Below are 15,354 nucleotides of genomic sequence, written 5' to 3'. Positions count from 1 at the left end.
CCGGCCCCAGCCCGTCAAGGATGTCCGGGAACCCCCAGCTGGATGAGCCGGGCCAGGAGCAGTAGAGGTCAGTGCCCGACCGCTCATCCCTCACCCCGGCGCCGTCACAGGACCGGGTTGCCCCGCCGGATGGATGCGGCGGCCGGGGGCACCGTGCGCTCGTCGGCCCGCAGGATCTCGACGTCGAGGCGGCCCATCACGCGCCGGGCCGCCTCCGCGAGTTCGGGCGGGCTCTCGACGGTGAACCGGCAGCTGAAGGTGACCAGGAAGCCGATGAGTGCGGTCCACGACCAGGCCCCCATCCGTATCCGGGTCATCCGCTCGTCGACCGCTTCGAAACTCGCCGTGATCGGGGCCCACTTCGCAACCAGTGCCGCGGGGCACTCCATCAGGACGGTGCCCCAGCAGGGCCAGGCGTCCGGGGTGTCGCCGCGGTCGGGTTGGCTCTGGACGAAGCGGGTGATGTCCCCGTCGGGAAGGTCCCGCCGGCTGAAGCGCCACCCTGTGGGGGCGATGCGCCCGATCCGGTCGAGCCGGTAGGTGCGCCAGGAGTTCCCTTGCTGGTCGTAGGCCACCATGTACCAGCGCCCCGACCAGACGACGAGCCGGTGGGGTTCGGCGAGCACGTCCCTGGTGTCCTCCTCATCGACCTCGATGGACCGGTAGGTGAAGCGCACGAGTTCCCGTTCCTGCACGGCGGCGCTCAGGCGCGCCACCAGGCCGGGATCGACCTGTGGCGGGGCCAACTCCCATGCGTTCTCCATCTGTTCGATGGAAAAGGTCGCGAGTCGGCGCGCCAGGTGGGGCGGCAGGAGTTCCCTGATGGAGTTCAGCGCACGCTTCGTGGCGTCACCCATGCCCGCCACGGAGGCGGGCGCCGTCTGGAGGGACAGCGCGATGGCGACGGCCTGCTCGTCATCGACTATCAGCGGAGGCAGACGCGCCCCGCGGGACAGCCGGTAGGAGCCGGAGGGCCCCTTCGTCGCCGTGACGGGATAGCCCAGTTCCCGCAGCCGGTTGATGTCCCGGCGGACGGTTCGCGGCGAGACCCCCAGGCGCTCGGCCAGCCCGTCGCCGGTCCACTCCTTCTGTGCCTGCAGCAGGCTGAGGAGTTCCAGTGTGCGGTTGGCGATCACGCTTTTCCCTTCGGATTGAGGTCAGTAGAGGTCAGCACGCGTCCTCTTCTCCTGCGATGGTGCCTCTGCTTCGGGGGGCACACGTCCCCCTGCTCCAGTACTCGCCCTCGGCATGTCACCGGGTGCGTTGCATCGAGAAGATCGGAAGAACGCAGTGTCTGAACATCCAACTCGTTCCTCATCGGCCCCTCGGGACGCTTGGCTGGGTTTGGTCGCGATTTCCCTCGGTGTGGCGTTGGTGGTCGTGGACTTCACCATTGTCAACGTGGTGATGCCGCCGATCATCGACGACCTGAAGATCTCCGCGGTCGGTGCCCAGTGGGTCCAGGAGTCCTATGCGATCATCCTGGCCGCCCTCCTCCTGCTGATGGGGCGTCTTTCGGACATCGTGGGAGCACGACGCCTGTTCATCATCGGTACTGTGACCTTCGGGCTGGCGAGCATCGCCGCGGCGGCGTCGCCGAACGGGGAGTTCCTGACCATCAGCCGGTCTGCGCAGGGCATCGGTGGCGCGATCGTCATGCCGACGTCCCTGGCGCTGCTCAACATGACCTTCCGAGGCCCCAACCGTGGCAAGGCCTTCGCCATCTGGGGATCCACGATCGGTGCTGCCGCCGCGGTCGGACCGCTGCTGGGCGGTTGGCTCGCCGAGTTCTCCTGGCGGTGGGCCTTCGGCATCAACATCTTCGTCGTGGCGCTGATCCTCGCGGGTGTCTTGAAGTTCCTCCAGCGGTCCCCCCGGCAGTCGGGCAGGATCGACGTTGCAGGAGGAGTGCTGTCGGTGGTGGGTCTCGGGCTCCTCGCCTTCGGCCTGATCGAAGGACGCAACTACGGTTGGTGGGAGCCCCGCAAGGACCTCGGGCCCTTCGGTGACGGGGTAAACCTCTCCGTCGTCCCAGTCACCCTGGTCATCTCCGTGGTGAGCCTGGTCCTCTTCCTCCAGCTGCAGGTCCGGCGCACGCGGAAGAACGGCACGGCGCCGCTGATGGACACCTCGCTGTTCGGCATCAAGTCCTTCAGCACGGGCAACCTCGCGACGCTGATCATCGCCCTTGCCGAGTTCGGCATCCTGGCCGTACTGCCGCTGTGGCTCCAGTACACCCTGGGCTACTCCGCGCTCCAGACCGGTCTGATGGTCTTCGTCGTCGCGGTCGGCAGCTTCTTCGCGAGCGGTGCCGGCTTCGGCATGGCCGAGAAGACGGGCCCGGTCGGCCTGGTCCGCATCGGCCTGGTGCTCGAAGCGCTCGGTCTGCTGATGTTCGGTCTGCTGGCGAGCAGTGACTCCTCGTGGTGGGTCATCGCCATGGCCCTCTTCCTGTACGGCATGGGGGTCGGCTTCGCCACCGCGCAGGTCACCAACGTCGTCCTGGCGGACGTACCGGCGGGGCAGGCCGGCCAGGGTTCCGGAATCCAGAGCGCCGCGCGCCAGCTCGGGTCCGCGCTCGGCATCGCGATCCTGACCTCGACGTTCTTCACCGCCCTGAACTCCGACCTGTCCGAGCGGCTCGCCCAGCAGGGATTCCCCGGGGGCGACAAGCTCTCTTGGGCGGTCTCCGACAGCGCGGGCGCCATGATCCCCGGGCTGAGCCAGAATCCCAAGACGGCCGCGGCCGCCGACGCAGCCCGGGACGCCATGTCCCACGGCGTCCAGATCAACGGCTACACCTGCGCCGCGCTGCTGGTGCTCGGCATGCTAGCGACCTTCCTCATCCCAAAGCGCAAGCCGGACGCGCCGCAGTGGGGCGGGGACGAAAGTGCTCCCCGCGGCGCGGACGCCGGCGCTGACGTCCAGCAGACGCGCGCTTCCTGAAGGCCGTCTCCACAAGTCGCAGAGTGCTGTAGAGCTCGTCACACGATCATGATCGATGGGAGTGGTGGCGTCCCCCGCCATGACCCCGGACTCCGTGTACCCGTACCACGCGGCCAACGCCGGCTCGGGGGCGACGATCAGAGGGCCGCCCATCGACTCCGTCCAGACGGTGGGGCTGTGGGACGCATGGGCAGCGGTGGGCGCAGAGGGGTTCACGGCGTCAGTGTGCCGCCGCCCCCTGACAGACAGGCCCGCGACAGCCCGCGGGTACGGGGCACCCCCCGCGGTGGATGTCATCGCGGGGGGCGTCGGGCCGTGGGCCAGGCCGTGGGTCAGGCCGTGCGGCGCAGCAGGGCCAGGTACATCGCGTCCGTGCCGTGCAGGTGCGGCCACAGCTGGACGTCCGGGCCGTCGCCCAGACCGGGGACGCCCGCCATGAACGGCCGGGCGTCGATGAGTTCGGCGGACACCGGCGAGTTGCCGACGCCGCGGCCCTTCAGGACGTCGTCCACGACGACCCGGGTCTCCGCCAGGTGCGGCGAGCACGTCGCGTAGCCCACGACGCCTCCCACCCGCACCGCCGACAGCGCCTCGCGCAGCAGCCCGCGCTGGAGCGGCCCGAAGCCCTCCAGGTCCTCCGGGCGGCGGCGCCAGCGGGACTCCGGGCGGCGGCGGAGTGCGCCGAGCCCCGAGCACGGGACGTCCATCAGGACGCGGTCGAAGGAGCCCGGCAGCCATGCCGGGCGGGTGCCGTCGGCCACGATGACCTGGTACGGGCCCGGGTTGCCCGCGAGGGAGCGCTCCACGAGCCGTGCGCGGTGCGGCTGCTTCTCCGAGGCCAGCAGGAACGCCCCCCGCTGCGCCGCGAGCGCCGCGAGCAGCGCCGCCTTGCCGCCCGGGCCCGCGCAGCCGTCGAGCCACCGCTCGTCGCGGCCCTCGACGGGCGCGGCCGCGAGGGCCATGGCCACCAGCTGGCTTCCCTCGTCCTGCACGCCCGCGCGGCCCTCGCGGACCGCCGCCAGCGCGCCCGGTTCGCCGCCCTCGGCCATCCGGACGGCGTAGGGGGACCAGCGGCCCGGCAGCGCCGAGTCCTCGCCGACCGCCTCGAGCAGTTCCTCCGGGGTGGAGCGCCCCGGGCGGGCGACCAGGGTCACCTCGGGCCGCTCGTTGTCGGCCTCCAGCAGGTCCTCGATGCCCGCGCGGCCGCCGCCCAGCGCGTCCCACAGGGCGGTGACGACCCACCTGGGGTGCGAGTGGTACACCGCGAGGTGTTCCTCGGCGTCGTCCTCGTAGGGCGGGGCGACCCGCTCCAGCCAGCCGTCCATGTCGTGTGCGGCGATCTTCCGCAGGACGGCGTTCACGAACTTCGCGCGCCCGTCCCCGAGCACCACGCGGGCCAGCTCCACGCTCGCGGACACCGCCGCGTGCGTGGGGATGCGGGTGCCCAACAGCTGATGGGCACCGAGCGAGAGCACGTCCAGCACCGGCGGGTCCACTTCGCGCAGCGGCCGGTCGATGCACGCCTTGATGACGGCGTCGTAGGTGCCCTGGCGGCGCAGCGTCCCGTACACCAGCTCGGTGGCCAGCGCCGCGTCACGCGCTTCGAACTTCTCGTCCTGGCGGGCCTTCTTCAGCAGCGGCGGCAGGACGAGGTTGGCGTAGGCGTCGCGCTCGTCCACCGCCCGCAGCACCTGGAAGGCCAGCATCCGGACGGGGTCCTTCTGGGGCCGGCGGTGCGGCCTGGCCTGCTTGCCACCCGCGCCTGCGGGGGCAGGCTTGCGACGGGGCTGACGGGGCTGTTCGCTCACGTGAAAGGTGCTCCGGGTTTACGAGTTCTACGAGTGCTACGACTTCTGCGGGTGCTGCGGATGCTGCGGGTGCTGCGGGTGCTGCGGATGCTGCGCGTCCTACGGGTGGTTCGCCGGGGCGTCCGCGCCGGGACGTCCCACCGATCAGCCTACGTCGGCTCCGCCGAGCCGCTCGCCGAGAGCGATCCGCACCCCGCGCGCCCAGTCGGCGGCCCGCATCGGCTTCTTGCCCTGCGGCTGCACCCAGAGCAGCTCGACGGCGTGCGAGCCGGTGCCGGCGTAGACGTTGTTCTTGGCCGCGGCCAGTGCACCCGGCTCCAGGTCCGTACGGTCGGGCACCAGGCCCAGCGAGATCAGCTTGAGCCGCTCCCCGCGGAAGACGGTCCACGCGCCCGGCGCCGGCGTGCAGCCGCGCACCACCCGGTCGGCGCGCATGGCGGGGGCGGTCCAGTCGATCCGGGCGTCGTCCACGGTGATCTTGGGTGCGTGGGAGACGCCGTCGTGGGGCTGCTCGACGGCGCGCAGGGTGCCGTCCTCGATGCCGTCCATGGTGGCGGCGAGCAGTCCGGAGCCGGCGAAGGCGAGCCGGGTGAGCAGGTCGCCGCTGGTGTCGGTCGGCCGGATCTCCTCGGTGAGGATGCCGTAGACGGGGCCGGTGTCCAGGCCCTCCTCGATCCGGAAGGTGGAGGCGCCGGTGACCTGGTCCCCCGCCATGATCGACTGCTGGACGGGCGCGGCTCCTCGCCAGGCGGGCAGCAGCGAGAAGTGCAGGTTGACCCAGCCGTGCCGGGGGATGTCGAGGGCGGTCTTGGGGATCAGGGCGCCGTAGGCGACGACCGGGCAGCAGTCCGGGGCGATCTCGCGCAGCCGGGCCTGGAAGTCGGGGTCGCGGGGCCGGGCGGGCTTGAGCACCTCGATGCCGGCCTCCTCGGCGCGCTCGGCGACGGGGCTGGCGAGGAGCCGGCGGCCGCGGCCGGCCGGTGCGTCGGGCCGGGTGACGACGGCGGCGACCTCGTGCCGCCCGGAGGCGATCAGGGCGTCCAGGGCGGGTACGGCGACCTCGGGGGTGCCTGCGAAGACGAGCTTCACTGGGGACTACCTCGCTATCTCGGCTGTCAGCAGCGCACCAGTCTATGGGGCGCCGGTCGGGCCGCCCACCTGTGGTGTTGAGGGGGCGTACGCACACGCGCGCGCCTCTCGCATATGCCGACACGCCCCCATAGCGTGACCTGGGCGACCGGTGGCGCGTTGGTCAAGAGAGATTGACCAAAACGGGCCGCGTGTGAACGGTGTCAGCGGCCCGATCCGCCCTTCAGCACCGGTTCGAGAGGCTTCTTCATGGCCGACCACGCCACCCACGACGCTCAAGCCCGGGCCAGCCTGCACCTCCTGGTACGGGACATCGAGCGGGTTCGCCGGCAGGTGGATGCCCTGCGTACGCTCACCGCCCAGCTCGGCAACGTGTACCGCCCGCGCCGATCGGGTCCCTCCACGGGCTTCGTCGTCTACGGCCGGGCGCCCGCGCCGACCGTCCGCCTCGCGCAGGAGCTTCGGGACAGCGTCGAGACGCTGGTCACCGCCGCGGTGGACTTCGACCGTTCGCTCGGTTTCTCGTGGGACGCGGTCGGCTCGGCGCTCGGTGTCACCAAGCAGGCCGTGCACCGCCGCTACGGGGCCCGGCGGGCGCAGTCCGCGGAATCCGCGGAGCCGCTGACCGAGGGGACGGCCACCCGGACGATGGGGCCGCTGCCGACCGTCCCGGCCGCCCGCTCGATGCCGCCGCAGCCGGTGCGCGAGGAGGCCCAGGCCGCTGCCGGGGGCGCTCCCGGACGGGCTCTGGGAGAGGCTCCCCGCTCCCCCGCCTTCCCCGGCCCCCGCAACGGCTGAGGGGTGTCCTGCCGCCGGGACGCCGACACCCGACGGCCGGCCGGCCCGGCGCGCCGCGCCTGATTCCGCCCCCGGTGGGACGACCGTACGGGTCGTCCCACCGGGGGTTTCCTCGTCCGGCGAAGCGTCCGGCGAAGCGTCCGGCGACGGCGTCGCCCCCTCGGGGTCCGGGTCAGCCGATGTCCGGCGGGTCGATCCGCACCCGGACCGCCTCCGCCGCCGGAGCCCCACGGGCCATACGGGCCGCCTGCGCCGACTTCAGGGCGGCGGCCAGGGCCGCGCCGCTGCCCGGCGGGACCCGCACCAGCGCCCGCTCCCCGGGGGACGGTTCCCCGCGCCGCCCGGGGAGCGGTACCGGCCCCAGGATCTCCGCGTCCGGTGGCAGCCCGGCTCCGGTCAGGAAGGTCTCCACCGCCTCGCCCCGCCCGGCCACCGCCGCCATCCGGGACACCGGCGGGAAGCCGAGCTGGGCCCGCTCCGCGAGCTCCCGCACCGCGTGGCCCACCGGGTCCCACCGCACGAGCGCCTGGACCGGCCGCAGCGTCGGCTCGGCGACCACCACGACCTGCCCGTCGCCGCGGACCAGGGAGGCGGCCGCGATCCAGCGGCGCAGCGCGTCCTCCCCCGCCCGCAGGTCGGGCCGGGTGAGCATGGCCCAGCCGTCGAGCAGCAGGGCGGCCGCGTACCCGGCGCCCGCGGCCACCGGTTCGGCGCCCGGGGTGCACACCACCAGCGCCGGCCGGTCCGGCACCTCGTCCAGGACGTGGTCGCGCCCGGAGGTCCGGACGGGTACGGCCGGGAAGGCCCGCCCCAGTTCCTCGGCGGTGCGCCGCGCGCCGACCACCTGGGCCCGCAGCCGGAACGACCCGCACTCCTCGCAGTGCCAGGACGGTTCGTCCCTCCCGCACCACCCGCACCGCAGGTCCCGCTCGTCGGGGGCCTCCAGCGGTCCCGCGCAGACCGTGCAGCGGGCGGGGGTGCGGCACCGCTCGCACGCCAGCCGGGGCACATAGCCCCGCCGCGGCACCTGGACCAGTACGGGGCCCGTCTTCAGCCCTTCCCGTACGGTCTCCCAGGCCAGGCTCGGCAGGCGCGCGGCCCGGGCCGCCTCGTCGCGGGCCAGCAGTTCGTCGCCGACGGTCCGGATCCGGGGCGCGCAGGCCCGTACGGTCTCGCGGTCGGCGACCAGGGGCCGCGCCCAGCCGGTCTCGACCAGCTGGGCGGCCTCAACGGTGCAGCTCGTACTGCCCGCGAGGAAGCCGCAGCCGTCGCTGACGGCGCGCAGCTCCAGTACCTCCCGCACGTGCGGGAAGGGGGCGTGGTCGTCGCTGTGGCTGGAGTCGCCGTCGTCCCAGATCGCGACCAGCCCGAGGTCCCGTACGGGGGCGAACATCGCGGCCCGGGTGCCGATGACGGCTCGCACCGCGCCGCGGTGCACGGCGAGCCACTGGCGGTAGCGCTTCTCGGGTCCCGACTCGGCGGTCAGCAGGGCATGCCGTCCTTCGCCGAGCAGGGCGGTCAGGGCCGCGTCGACGCGGGCTGCGGTCCGGCCGTCCGGGAGCACGGCGAGGGCGCCGCGGCCGGAGGCCAGGGTGGCGGCCATGGCCCGGGCGAGTTCGTCGGCCCAGCCGGGGCCGGGCAGGGCGGTCCACACGGCGCGCGGGGTGCCGCCGGTGGCGAGGGCGCGCAGGAAGCCGGGGCCGGCGCCGTACCGCTCCCAGCCGCCGGGCTCGGGGGCGGCGGGCGGGGGCAGGGGCTCGGGCGAGGGCTTGGCCTCGGCACGGGCATTGCGCGGGGGCAGGGCGAGCTGGAGCACGTCGGCGAGGCTGCCGGCGTACCGGTCGGCCACGGCCCGGGCGAGGGCGAGCATGCGGGGGCTGAGGACGACCTCGGGCGAGACCACGTGGGCGAGGGCGGCCAGTGCCCCGTTGTAGTCGGACTCGGCGCGGCGCTCGACGATGAACCCGTCGATGAGGCCGCCGCCCTCTCGGCGGCCTCCGTGCACCTGGTGGGAGCCGGCCCCGAAGCGGACGCGGACGCGGACGCCGGGCTGGGCGGCCTCGGAGAGCTCCTCCGGGACGGCGTAGTCCCAGAGCTGGTCGAGGTGGAGCACACCCTTGTTGACGAGGATCCGGGCGACGGGCAGCTCGGCGGCGAGCGCGGCCCCGCGCCAGGTGCGTGGCTTCGCCTTGGGCGCCTTGGCCTTCGCCTCGGCGACCATTTCCCGGATCAGTGCGAGCTGCTCCGGCGGGGACTCATTCGCGCTGCTCACATCAGCATTCTTACCAAAGTCCGCTGACAGTCACGGCATGCGTACGGCCCCGGACCAGAAGGTCCGGGGCCGTACGGCGTCCGTCCGGGGACGGGGGGTCCTACAGGCCGGCGGCCGCGCGCAGCGCGTCCACGCGGTCGGTGCGCTCCCAGGTGAAGTCCGGCAGCTCGCGGCCGAAGTGGCCGTAGGCGGCGGTCTGGGCGTAGATCGGGCGCAGCAGGTCGAGGTCGCGGATGATGGCGGCCGGGCGGAGGTCGAAGACCTCGCCGATCGCGTCCTCGATCTTCTGGACGTCCACCTTGGCGGTGCCGAAGGTCTCGACGAAGAGACCGACGGGCTCGGCCTTGCCGATGGCGTACGCGACCTGGACCTCGCAGCGCGAGGCGAGGCCGGCGGCGACCACGTTCTTGGCGACCCAGCGCATGGCGTAGGCGGCGGAGCGGTCGACCTTGGAGGGGTCCTTGCCGGAGAAGGCGCCGCCGCCGTGTCGGGCCATGCCGCCGTAGGTGTCGATGATGATCTTGCGGCCGGTGAGGCCGGCGTCGCCCATCGGGCCGCCGATCTCGAAGCGGCCGGTCGGGTTCACCAGGAGGCGGTAGCCCTCGGTGTCGAGCTTGATGCCGTCCTCGACGAGCTGGGCCAGGACGTGCTCGACGACGAACTCGCGGATGTCCGGGGCGAGCAGCGAGTCCAGGTCGATGTCCGAGGCGTGCTGCGAGGACACGACGACGGTGTCCAGGCGCACGGCCTTGTCGCCGTCGTACTCGATGGTGACCTGGGTCTTGCCGTCGGGGCGCAGGTACGGGATGGTGCCGTTCTTGCGGACCTCGGAGAGCCGGCGGGAGAGCCGGTGCGCGATGTGGATCGGCAGCGGCATCAGTTCGGGGGTCTCGTCGCAGGCGTAGCCGAACATCAGGCCCTGGTCGCCGGCGCCCTGCTTGTCGAGCTCGTCCTCGTCGCCCTCGACGCGCTTCTCGTAGGCGGTGTCGACGCCCTGCGCGATGTCCGGGGACTGGGCGCCGATGGACACCGAGACGCCACAGGAGGCGCCGTCGAAGCCCTTCTTCGAGGAGTCGTAGCCGATTTCGAGGATCTTGTCCCGGACGAGCTGCGCGATCGGCGCGTAGGCCTTCGTCGTCACCTCTCCCGCGATGTGCACGAGACCCGTGGTGATCAGGGTCTCCACGGCGACGCGCGAGGTCGGGTCCTCGGAGAGGAGCGCGTCGAGGATCGTGTCGCTGATCTGGTCAGCGATCTTGTCGGGGTGGCCCTCGGTGACGGACTCCGAGGTGAACAGACGACGGGACACAACGCTCCCTGGGGTTGCAGCGGCTGCTGGCTGATCATTTGGCGGAACCACATCGGAGGCTGCGCCCGATCACGTTCCGGATGCAGTTTATCGGTCGCCACCGTTTCCGGGACCACCCGTCTCGCCTTATGGGAGCCGTGTGACCTGCGGCACTCCCATTCTTACGCACGGACGTGATCAGGAGAAGGGGAATCGGCCCAGGCGCGTCGCGCTACAGACGGGCCGCCACCTGGTCCCAGATGACTTCGGCCAAGGCTTCCTTGGGACCATAGGGAACAGGAGTCTCGGATCCGTCGGAGGAAAGGATGACCGCCTCGTTCTCCTCGGAACCGAAGGTTCGCGCCTCCCCGACCTCGTTCACGACGAGAAGATCACACCCCTTGCGGGCAAGCTTGGCCCGGCCGTTCGCGAGGACGTCGTCGGTCTCCGCGGCGAATCCCACCACCACCTGCCCGGCCCTGGCCCGGTCGGCCGAGATCTCCGCGAGAACGTCCGGATTGCGTACGAGCGCGACCGGCGCCGGGTCCTGCCCGTCCTTCTTCTTGATCTTTCCGCCCGCGTACTCGGCGGGCCGGAAATCGGCCACGGCCGCAGCCATCACCACGGCGTCGGCGTCCGCGGCCGCCTTGAGCACGGCCTCCCGCAGCTGCACGGCCGTCCCGACGCGTACGACGTCCACCCCGGCCGGGTCGGCCAGCGCGGTGTTGGCCGAGACCAGGGTGACCCGGGCCCCGCGGGCGACGGCGGTCCGGGCGAGGGCGTAGCCCTGCTTGCCGGAGGAACGGTTGCCGAGGAAGCGGACCGGGTCCAGGGGCTCCCGGGTGCCGCCGGCACTGATCACCACGTGCCGCCCGGTGAGGTCCGGCTCGGCCACCCCGCGGGCCAGGACCCGGCGGCAGACCTCGAAGATCTCCTCGGGGTCGGGCAGCCGCCCCTTGCCGGTGTCCTTGCCGGTCAGCCGGCCGACGGCGGGCTCGATGACAAGGGCGCCGCGCCGGCGCAGCGTGGCCACGTTCTCCCGGGTGGCGGGGTGCTCCCACATCTCGGTGTGCATGGCGGGGGCGAAGACCACCGGGCAGCGGGCGGTGAGCAGGGTGTTCGTGAGGAGGTCGTCGGCGAGTCCGTGGGCGGCCTTGGCCAGCATGTCGGCGGTGGCCGGGGCGACGACGACGAGGTCGGCGGACTGGCCGATGCGCACGTGCGGCACCTCGTGGACGGATTCCCACACCTCGGTGGAGGCGGGGTTCCCGGAGAGGGCGGACCAGGTGGCTTCCCCCACGAAGTTCAGGGAGGCCGCGGTGGGCACCACCCGCACGTCGTGGCCGGACTCGGTCAGCCGGCGCAGCAGCTCGCACGCCTTGTAGGCGGCGATCCCGCCACTGACTCCCAGTACGACCTTCGGCTTACCCATCCACACACACCCCTTTTGCTTGCGCGACGTGTCCGACGCGGCCGACGTGTCCGACGCGGCCGACGCCTTCGGCTCTGCTCGTCGTCGTACCCACCCATGACACACCACAGGCCCGGCAGATGTTCTGCCGGGCCTGTGGTGAAAGGACTTCTCGGAGCCTTACTGGGCCGGGGCCTCGATGGCCTCGGAGGTCAGCAGACCCGCGTTGATCTCGCGCAGCGCGATCGAAAGCGGCTTCTCGTGGACGTGGGTGTCCACCAGCGGGCCGACGTACTCGAGCAGGCCCTCACCGAGCTGCGAGTAGTACGCGTTGATCTGACGCGCGCGCTTGGCCGCGTAGATCACGAGGCTGTACTTCGAGTCAGTAGCCTCGAGCAGCTCGTCGATCGGCGGGTTGATGATGCCCTCGGGCGCAGTGATGGAAGAGGACACGCTCTACCTTCCGAAGATGGGTGAAAGATGGGGCCGTCCTGGAATCGAACGACGGGAAAACATCGATCAACGATCAGACAACTGCCATCAAGGCTAGCAGCTCACGAGCCACGTCCTCGACGGAGGTGTTGACCAGGGTGGTGTCGAACTCGGACTCGGCAGCGAGCTCGATCTTGGCGGCGGCGAGCCTGCGCTCGATGACCTCCGCCGATTCGGTGCCCCGGCCGGTCAGCCGGCGGACCAGCTCGTCCCAGCTCGGTGGGGCCAGGAAGACCAGCTGGGCGTCGGGCTTGGACTCGCGGACGAGTCGCGCGCCCTGGAGATCGATCTCCAGCAGTACCGGCTCGCCGTTGTCCAGGCGTTCCAGCACCGCGCCGCGGGGAGTGCCGTAGCGGTTGCCCGCGAACTCGGCCCACTCCAGCAGCTCGCCGTTGGCGATCAGCTTGTCGAACTCGTCGTCATTGACGAAGAAGTAGTGGACTCCGTGTCGCTCACCGGGCCGCGGCTTGCGGGTGGTGGCCGACACCGAGAGCCATACCTCGGGGTGAACCTTGCGCATATGCGCGACGACCGTGCTCTTGCCGACCCCAGAAGGGCCGGAGAGCACGGTCAGCCGCGGACGAACCTCTGCTGCCATAGAGCGATTATCCAGGTTCTCGGGACTGCCTGAGAACGCCGGGAGAACTTCAGTCGACGCCTCAGGCGCCGGTGCTGCCGAACTCGCGCTCCAGAGAGGCGATCTGGTTGGAACCGAGACCTCGGACACGCCGGGACTCGGAGATGCCGAGACGCTCCATGATCTGCTTGGCGCGCACCTTGCCCACGCCAGGCAGAGACTCCAGCAGGGCGGAGACCTTCATCTTGCCGATGACGTCGTTCTCCTGGCCCGTCTTGATGACCTCTTGGAGCGAGGCGCCGGAGTGCTTGAGTCGATTCTTCACCTCGGCCCGCTCCCGGCGAGCCGCGGCGGCCTTTTCGAGCGCGGCTGCGCGCTGTTCAGGGGTAAGGGGCGGAAGAGCCACGCCTACGTCACCTCGGATGTCGAACTGTCGGATACGGACCGGTGGGCAACCCAAAGGCAACACACCTCGCGAGCTCCCGAACAGCGATGGAACTCGTTCGCTGCACGTTCACTCTGGTCGGAGACTAGCGGCCATCACCGCTCCAGTCAGCGAGAACGGACGAAAAGTCCTGGTCAGCCTCCACTGAACCGTACATCACGGACAAAATACCCCGGTTTTGTCCGATGAAGAGCGTTCGAGTTTCGCCAAGAAGCGCGAGAGGCCGCACCGCGGAAGTGCGGCCGGCCTCTCCCAGGTGACCGATTACGCGGAAACGGCCTCGTGGATCTCGTCGGCGAACCGCCGCGCCGAGTCGCGCAGGGCACTCACGTCCGGACCGTGCTTCAGGACGCCCCGCGACACGTTCGGGACCACGTTGCGCACGGCCTTGCCGAACACGCCCGGCAGGTCCGCTGCCGTCGCGCCCTGCGCGCCGATGCCGGGGGCCAGCAGCGGCCCGTTGATGTCCAGGTCGAAGGTGGACAGATCGCCCAGGGTGGCGCCGACCACCGCGCCGAAGGAGCCCATCGGGGCGGCGCCCGCGTTCTCCGCCGCGAGGTGCGCCAGCATCGTCGCGCCGATCGTCCGGCCGTCCTCCCGGACCGCCCGCTGGACCTCCGCGCCCTCCGGGTTGGAGGTCAGCGCCAGGACGAACAGGCCCGCGCCCGACTCCCGGGCCAGGTCCACGGCCGGCTTCAGCGAGCCGTAGCCCAGGTACGGGGAGACGGTGAGCGCGTCCGAGAACAGCGGCGAGGCCGGGTCCAGGAAGGCCGAGGCGTACGCCGCCATCGTCGAGCCGATGTCGCCGCGCTTGGCGTCCATGACGACCAGGGTCCCGGCCGCGCGGGCGTCCGCGACGGTCCGCTCCAGGACGGCCACGCCCTTGGAGCCGAACCGCTCGAAGAAGGCCGCCTGCGGCTTGAAGACCGCCACCGACTCGGCGAGCGCCTCGACGACCGTACGGGAGAACCGCTCCAGGCCCGCGATGTCGTCCTGCAGGCCCCACTGCGCCAGCAGGGCGGCGTGCGGGTCGATGCCCACGCACAGCGGGCCCCGGGAGTCCATCGCCGCGCGCAGGCGGGTGCCGAACGGGGTCACAGTCACTTGGTGGCCTTTCGGGTCTCGGCGCCCACCGCGTCGGCGAGCGTCGCGTACGGGCTGTTGGCCAGGCGCGCGGCAAGGCCCTTGTGGATGGCGCGGGCGTAGAACGGGCCCTCGTAGATGAAGGCGCTGTAGCCCTGGACCAGCGTGGCGCCGGCCAGGATCCGCTGCCAGGCGTCCTCGGCGTTCTCGATGCCGCCGACCCCGACCAGGACCAGGCGGTCCCCCACACGGGCGTACAGGCGGCGCAGGACCTCCAGCGAGCGCTCCTTGACGGGGGCGCCGGAGAGCCCGCCGGTCTCCTTCACCAGCGACGGGGAGGACTTCAGGCCCAGCCCCTCGCGGGCGATGGTGGTGTTCGTCGCGATGATGCCGTCGAGGCCGAGCTCCAGGGCCAGGTCGGCGACCGCGTCGACGTCCTCGTCCGCGAGGTCGGGGGCGATCTTGACGAGCAGCGGTACGCGGCGGTCGGTCACCGTGCGGTCCGCGGCCTCGCGTACGGCCGTCAGCAGCGGGCGCAGCGACTCGGTGGCCTGGAGGTTGCGCAGGCCGGGGGTGTTCGGGGAGGAGACGTTCACGACCAGGTAGTCGGCGTGCCGGGCCAGGCGCTCGGTGGAGGCGACGTAGTCCCCCACGGCCTCCTCCTCGGGCACGACCTTCGTCTTGCCGATGTTGACGCCGACCACGGTCCGGAAGACGGCCTCACGGGCCGCCAGGCGGGCCGCCACGGCCGCCGAGCCCTCGTTGTTGAAGCCCATCCGGTTGATCAGCGCGCGGTCCGGCACGAGGCGGAAGAGCCGCTTCTTCGGGTTGCCGGGCTGCGGCTCGGCCGTGACCGTGCCGATCTCGATGTGGTCGAAGCCGAGCATCGACATGCCGTCGATGGCGACGGCGTTCTTGTCGAAGCCCGCCGCGAGGCCGAAGGGGCCGTGCATGCGCAGGCCGAGGGCCTCGGTGCGGAGCTCCTCGTGGCGCGGGGCCAGGGCGGCCGCGACGAAGGTGCGCAGCACGGGCGTGCGGGCGGCGAGGCGGATCCAGCGGAAGGCCAGGTAGTGGGCCTGCTCCGGGTCCATCCGCTTGAAGACCAGGTTGAAGAAGGTTTTGTACATCGTCGGAAAATCCCTCTG

Annotated in this window: 13 protein-coding genes; 2 read left to right on the top strand and 11 right to left on the bottom strand. The window is 71.8% G+C overall.

The genetic code is table 11. The features are described 5' to 3' along the window. Positions 1-104 precede the first annotated feature (104 nt). Positions 105-1,136, bottom strand: a complete 1,032-nt coding sequence (locus tag ACGFZK_RS22205; protein WP_393850600.1) for a helix-turn-helix transcriptional regulator — start codon at positions 1,134-1,136, stop codon at positions 105-107. Positions 1,137-1,248: 112 nt separating this feature from the next. Here ACGFZK_RS22205 and ACGFZK_RS22200 point away from each other — a divergent pair, with 112 nt between their 5' ends. Next, the gene (locus tag ACGFZK_RS22200; RefSeq protein ID WP_393850599.1) at positions 1,249-2,946 is read left to right on the top strand and encodes a DHA2 family efflux MFS transporter permease subunit; all 1,698 of its coding nucleotides are present in this window, start codon (positions 1,249-1,251) and stop codon (positions 2,944-2,946) included. A gap of 332 nt (positions 2,947-3,278) precedes the next feature. Here ACGFZK_RS22200 and ACGFZK_RS22195 read toward each other — a convergent pair whose 3' ends face one another. Beyond that, complete coding sequence (locus tag ACGFZK_RS22195) at positions 3,279-4,754, bottom strand: RsmB/NOP family class I SAM-dependent RNA methyltransferase (protein WP_393850598.1); 1,476 nt, start codon at positions 4,752-4,754, stop codon at positions 3,279-3,281. A gap of 144 nt (positions 4,755-4,898) precedes the next feature. After that, entirely contained in the window at positions 4,899-5,843 is a 945-nt protein-coding gene (gene fmt / locus ACGFZK_RS22190; RefSeq protein WP_393850597.1) for a methionyl-tRNA formyltransferase, read from the bottom strand. A gap of 249 nt (positions 5,844-6,092) precedes the next feature. Here fmt and ACGFZK_RS22185 point away from each other — a divergent pair, with 249 nt between their 5' ends. Continuing rightward, positions 6,093-6,641: a hypothetical protein gene (locus ACGFZK_RS22185; RefSeq protein WP_393850596.1), complete on the top strand. Its 549-nt coding sequence runs from the start codon at positions 6,093-6,095 to the stop codon at positions 6,639-6,641. Positions 6,642-6,813: 172 nt separating this feature from the next. On the opposite strand, the gene ACGFZK_RS22180 is transcribed toward ACGFZK_RS22185, so the two are convergent. From ACGFZK_RS22180 to ACGFZK_RS22145, 8 genes are all read right to left on the bottom strand, one after another. After that, a complete protein-coding gene (locus ACGFZK_RS22180; protein ID WP_393850595.1) occupies positions 6,814-8,913 on the bottom strand; it encodes a primosomal protein N' in 2,100 nt (699 codons plus the stop codon). Positions 8,914-9,013: 100 nt separating this feature from the next. Further along, entirely contained in the window at positions 9,014-10,222 is a 1,209-nt protein-coding gene (metK, locus tag ACGFZK_RS22175; RefSeq protein ID WP_393850594.1) for a methionine adenosyltransferase, read from the bottom strand. Positions 10,223-10,433: 211 nt separating this feature from the next. Continuing rightward, positions 10,434-11,633, bottom strand: a complete 1,200-nt coding sequence (coaBC, locus tag ACGFZK_RS22170; RefSeq protein WP_393850593.1) for a bifunctional phosphopantothenoylcysteine decarboxylase/phosphopantothenate--cysteine ligase CoaBC — start codon at positions 11,631-11,633, stop codon at positions 10,434-10,436. Between the two features lie 159 nt (positions 11,634-11,792). Continuing rightward, complete coding sequence (rpoZ, locus tag ACGFZK_RS22165) at positions 11,793-12,065, bottom strand: DNA-directed RNA polymerase subunit omega (RefSeq protein WP_004948662.1); 273 nt, start codon at positions 12,063-12,065, stop codon at positions 11,793-11,795. Between the two features lie 73 nt (positions 12,066-12,138). Then, entirely contained in the window at positions 12,139-12,702 is a 564-nt protein-coding gene (gene gmk, locus ACGFZK_RS22160) for a guanylate kinase (protein ID WP_030008745.1), read from the bottom strand. A gap of 61 nt (positions 12,703-12,763) precedes the next feature. Then, positions 12,764-13,087 (bottom strand): integration host factor, encoded by a 324-nt coding sequence (locus ACGFZK_RS22155; RefSeq protein ID WP_030008746.1) that lies wholly within the window; start codon positions 13,085-13,087, stop codon positions 12,764-12,766. Positions 13,088-13,390: 303 nt separating this feature from the next. After that, entirely contained in the window at positions 13,391-14,230 is an 840-nt protein-coding gene (gene pyrF, locus ACGFZK_RS22150; RefSeq protein WP_393850592.1) for an orotidine-5'-phosphate decarboxylase, read from the bottom strand. After that, the gene (locus ACGFZK_RS22145) at positions 14,227-15,336 is read right to left on the bottom strand and encodes a quinone-dependent dihydroorotate dehydrogenase (RefSeq protein ID WP_393850591.1); all 1,110 of its coding nucleotides are present in this window, start codon (positions 15,334-15,336) and stop codon (positions 14,227-14,229) included. The genes pyrF and ACGFZK_RS22145 overlap by 4 nt, the downstream gene beginning before the upstream one ends. Positions 15,337-15,354 lie beyond the last annotated feature (18 nt).

Origin of the sequence: Streptomyces sp. NPDC048257 (assembly GCF_043201855.1) — a bacterium.
Classification (GTDB): Bacteria; Actinomycetota; Actinomycetes; order Streptomycetales; family Streptomycetaceae; genus Streptomyces.
This window is presented reverse-complemented; position numbering and strand designations above follow the sequence as displayed.